General features: G+C 66.9%; 5 protein-coding genes. 3 read left to right on the forward strand and 2 right to left on the reverse strand.

Translation table 11 applies throughout. The features are described 5' to 3' along the window. Window positions 1-854 (reverse strand): fumarylacetoacetate hydrolase family protein (locus RMO23_RS09900; RefSeq protein ID WP_309680980.1); only part of this gene is annotated, 854 nt, incomplete at its 3' end. A gap of 161 nt (window positions 855-1,015) precedes the next feature. Here RMO23_RS09900 and RMO23_RS09905 point away from each other — a divergent pair. The 3 genes from RMO23_RS09905 (at window position 1,016) to RMO23_RS09915 (ending at window position 3,478) form a co-directional block, all read left to right on the forward strand. Then, the gene (locus tag RMO23_RS09905; protein WP_309680988.1) at window positions 1,016-1,843 is read left to right on the forward strand and encodes an IclR family transcriptional regulator; all 828 of its coding nucleotides are present in this window, start codon (window positions 1,016-1,018) and stop codon (window positions 1,841-1,843) included. A 62-nt stretch (window positions 1,844-1,905) separates the two neighbouring features. After that, window positions 1,906-3,012: a DUF3108 domain-containing protein gene (locus tag RMO23_RS09910; RefSeq protein WP_309680982.1), complete on the forward strand. Its 1,107-nt coding sequence runs from the start codon at window positions 1,906-1,908 to the stop codon at window positions 3,010-3,012. A 184-nt stretch (window positions 3,013-3,196) separates the two neighbouring features. Next, a complete protein-coding gene (locus RMO23_RS09915; RefSeq protein WP_309680984.1) occupies window positions 3,197-3,478 on the forward strand; it encodes a DUF3567 domain-containing protein in 282 nt (93 codons plus the stop codon). A 105-nt stretch (window positions 3,479-3,583) separates the two neighbouring features. Here the strand turns inward: RMO23_RS09915 and RMO23_RS09920 are convergent. After that, window positions 3,584-4,568, reverse strand: a 985-nt coding sequence (locus tag RMO23_RS09920; RefSeq protein WP_309680985.1) for an AbrB family transcriptional regulator, incomplete at its 5' end; no start/stop codon positions are given.

Consider the following 4,568-nt stretch of genomic DNA (forward strand, 5'->3'; position numbering starts at 1 on the left):
TCAATCGCCCGCTTTTCGGCGATGCAGCTGTAGCCGTGGCTCCAGTCCTTGTTGCTGACGGTGCCCGAGCCGACGATGCTGCCGGCGCGCACATTGCGGGTCTTGCAGATGTGGGCAATCAGCTGGCCGAAGTGAAAGGTCATCTCGGGCCCGGCCTCGCACATGCCGACCTTGCGGCCGTTCCAGCTGCTTTGCAGGGTCAGGTTCAGGCGGCCCTGGTCCCAGACGTCGGCCAGCTCATCGAGCGTGACCGCCACCGGGCTGAAGGCGGTGGCCGGCTTGCTCTGAAAAAAGCCGAAGCCCTTGGCCAGCTCGTCGGGAATCAGGTTGCGCAGCGACACGTCGTTGGCCAGCATCACCAGGCGTATGCCTTCGAGCGCCTGGCTTGGCGTGGCGCGCATCGGCACATCGGCGGTGATGACCGCAATCTCGGCCTCAAAGTCGATGCCAAAGTCTTCGCTGGCCACCACCACGTCATCGCACGGCCCGGCAAAGTCGTCGCTGCCGCCCTGGTACATCAGCGGGTCGGTGTAAAAGGACGCCGGCACTTCGGAATTACGCGCCTTGCGCACCAGCTCGACATGGTTGATGAAGGCCGAGCCGTCGGCCCACTGGTAGGCGCGCGGCAGCGGCGCCATGCAACGGGCGGGCTCGAACGGAAACGCATGGCGCGCCTTGCCGTTGTTGAGCGTGTCGTACAGGTCCTGCAGCTGCGGCGACAGAAAGCTCCAGTCGTCCAGCACCTGCTGCAGTTTGCCGGCAATGCCGGTCGCATAATGCGCCGAGGAAAGATCGCGCGACACCACCACCAGCTGGCCGTCGCGGGAACCGTCTTTGTAGCTTGCAAGTTTCATGGTTGTCGGTGGTCCTGTTGATGTTGTTGAGTCTGGGTTACGATAAGTGAAATCGATTTACCTAAATGTAATTCCAATTTTAATGCAGATTCATGAACGCATCGCCCGCCGGCCTTTCAGGCAGCACTGATTCCTTGCCCGGGTTGCCCGACTTGTCCGATCTGCCGCCGCAGCGCGCCGGCATCCAGTCGGTCGAGGTCGGCTTCAGCCTGCTCGGCGTGCTGGCCGCCTCGCCCGGCCCGCTGATGCTGCGCGACCTGGCGGCGGCCGCCGGCATGAATGCGGCCAAGGCGCACCGCTACCTGGTCAGTTTTCAGCGCCTGGGCCTGGTCACGCAGGATGCCGCCAGCACCCGTTACGACCTCGGACCGGCGGCGCTCAAGTTAGGGCTCGCTTCGTTGTCGCGTCTGGACAGCGTGAAGCTGGCCCGGCAGCGCCTGCAGCCGCTGATGGAGCAGATCGGCCAGACGCTGGCGCTGGGCGTGTGGGGCAACCAGGGGCCGACGATTGTTCACTGGGAGGAGTCGCCACAGGCCGTCACCGTCAACCTGCGGCTGGGCGATGTGATGCCGCTGCTGTCGTCGGCCACCGGCCTGTGTTTTCTGGCCTTCATGTCGCAGCACCATCCGGCGACGCAGCAGCGCCTGGCCGGGCTGCTGAAGGACGAGCTGGCGCGCGCCCAGAAGCTGGCACGCAAGGACGTGCCGGCCAGCATGGCCGAGGTCAACACCCTGCTCGACGAGGTGCGCCAGCGCGGCCTGGCGCGTGTCGTCGACACCCTGTTGCCGGGCGTGGCCGGCTTTTGCGCGCCGGTGTTTGACGCCGACGGCCACCTGGTGCTGGGCATGGTGGCGCTGGGCTCGCTGGCCACCTTTGATGCGGCCTGGGACGGCGCGGTGGCCCGGCCCCTGCTGGCGGCGGCGCGCCAGCTGTCGAGCGACCTGGGCTTTGCCGGCCTTGCCGCCGTTCCGGGCCTGCAAGGCGCATGAGCGCAGCGCCGGCCCGCTCCCAAGCAAGCTCGCACCGCAGCCCGCAGGGCGAAGGTACACCAGTGAGCCCCAGCGCGCGCGCCCCGCACTGGCGCGCGCTGGCGCTGCTGGCGGTGGCGGTGCTGGGCCTGCACACGCTGCTGCTGGTGAGCCGCCCCGGCCGCTTCGGCCCCGCATTCAAGCCCGCGCCGCCGACGGTGCGGCCGCTGCTGACGCGGCGCATTGAAAACCCGCCGCCCGCGCCCGAGCCTATTCCCGCCTCGCCGCTGGCCGTCCCCCGGCCCAAAGCGCCCACAAAACCCGACAAGCCCCCGGTTATCCGGTCAAAAGTGCCTGCAGCCCAGCAGGAAAGCGCGCAGTCAGCTATAGATTTAATAGCACCAAGCACGCCCACCGCCAGCGCCGGCAGTGCCGAAACCCCGGCCCTGACCGCCGGCGCAGCAGCCGAACCGGCCGAACCGGCAACGACAGAAGCCACCGCCAGCGCCCCCGCCACACCGGCCGGCCCCAGCCAGACCGCAGTGACGGCGATGGCCCTGCCCGACAGCGCGCGCCTCGAATACAAGATGACAGGCAACGCGCGGGGCCTGAGCTACCACGCCAAGGGTGAGCTGGACTGGCACCACGACGGCCGCCACTACGACGCCCGCATGCTCGTCAGCGCGCTGTTTCTGGGCTCACGCAGCCTGGCCAGCCAGGGCCAGGTCAGTGCCCAGGGGCTGGCGCCTACACGCTTTGCAGACAAGTCGCGCAACGAGCTGGCCGCGCATTTCGAGCCCGACAAGGGCCAGATCAGCTTTAGCGCCAACACGCCCACGCTGCCCTGGGTGCAGGGCGCGCAAGACCGGGTCAGCGTGTTTTTGCAGCTGGGCGGCATGCTGGCGGGCAACCCGGCCGGTTTTGCGCCGGGCAGCAGCATCACGCTGTACACCGTGGGGCCGCGCGAGGCCGATTACTGGACCTTTGCCGTCGGCGCCGAAGAGAAAATCGTGCTGCCCTATGGCGAGTTGGCCGCCATAAGGCTGGCGCGCCAGCCCCGGCGCGAGTTCGACCAGACCGTCGAGATCTGGTTCGCGCCCAGCCTGGGCTACCTGCCGGTGCGCAGCAAGATCACGCAGGCCGGCGGCGACTTTGTCGAGCAGCAGCTCAGCGCGCTCATCAAACCCTGATCAAGCCCTGTTTTGCCGCCGCGCCGCAACGTGACTTTGTGCCGTTTCCGGCGCTTATTACACGGTTTGGGTCGTTTTCCTGCGTTTTTCCGCGCTTTCACCCTACGCAAGCCGCTTCTGCGCACTTACCCTGTCATCTTGAACTCAGGCGCATCGTTGCTATGTGAAGAGAAAGGAAAATCTTATGCAAATGCTCTACGACTCCGACTCTTTTGTGGTGATGCAGATTCATGCCAACGCGCCCGAGGCGTCGGCGCCTCCGCCGACCATTCCGCAACTGGCGCGCCACGGCTTTGAGATTGTCGACAAGCGCTCCGGCAAAGAGGTCTACCTGGACGGCTCCTGGGCCGAGATGTTTCAGCAGCGCCTGACCGCCTGGGCGCAAAACACGCCCACCGAAGAAGAAATTGAAGACACGCTGGAAGGCTACAGCGGGCTGGCCAACACGCCGATCTGCCTGCACTGAGCCCGGCATCCCTCCACAGCCAGCCCGCAAAAGGCGCCACAGCGCGCCGGTTGCGGGCTTTTTATCGGGGCGCCGCCGGTTTTGGGCCTTTGTTTGCGCCCGGTCTCAGGTTTTCTGACCGCCACCTGCATACAACCAGCGGTAAATCGGCTCGGCCAGCAGCAGCACCGCCGCCAGCCGCGTCACATGAAAGGCCGTGACCACCGGCACGCCGAGCTGCAGCACCTTGGCGGTGATGGACATCTCGGCAATGCCGCCCGGTGAAGTGCCCAGCAGCAGCGTGGCCCAGTGCAGGCCGGTCAGCTGCGCCAGCAGCCAGGCCAGGCCCGCGCACAGCGCCATCATGCCGACCGTGGCCAGCGCCACCGAGGCGAGCCAGCGCGGCGCCTGGTGCACAAAGCGGCGGCTAAAGCGCACGCCCAGGCTGATGCCGATGAAAAGCTGCGCCGCATTGGTCAGGCCCTGCGGCAGCGCCGACAGCGAAACATCGAACGCGGTCAGCAGCAGCGACACCAGCAGCGCGCCGATAAACCAGGGGTTGGTGCGCCTGAATAGCAGCATCAGCCAGCAGCCCAGGCCCGTCAGCCCGGCCAGCAGCGCCAGGCCGGCGCCATGCACCGCGCGCGGACCGGGCGGCGAGACATCCAGGCCCTGCAGCCCGAGGCACTGAAAGCCGAACGGGATGATCAGGGTCACCAGCAGCACCCGCAGGCTGTGCGCCGAGGCCACCAGTTCGGTCTGCGCACCGTGGCGCTCGGCCATCAGCGTCATTTCCGAGGCTGCCCCAATCGGCGCGGCGAAATAGGTGGTGATGCGGTTCAGCTCCCGGATATGAAACGGCCCCGGCCCCTGATGCACGCGCTGCAGCCAGGCGCCAAAAGCCAAACCCAGCGCCAGTGCCCAGGCGATATTGAGCGCAATCGCCCACCACAACCCGGCCACCAGCGCGACCACCTGCGGCGTGAAATAAAGACCCAGCGCAGCGCCTATGATCCACTGCCCGGCATTGCGCAAAGGCGTCCAGCTTTCCGCTGGTCCGCCCAGCATTGACAGCACTGCGGTCGCCAGCAAAGGGCCGATCATCCAGGGC

This window comes from Polaromonas sp. (assembly GCF_031411155.1).
In the GTDB taxonomy this organism is placed as follows: Bacteria; Pseudomonadota; Gammaproteobacteria; order Burkholderiales; family Burkholderiaceae_C; genus Polaromonas.

Bases quoted from the DNA above. Each gene is read 5' to 3' on its own strand.
- RMO23_RS09915 (WP_309680984.1), top strand. From the start codon at position 3,197: ATGCAAATGCTCTACGACTCCGACTCTTTTGTGGTGATGCAGATTCAT.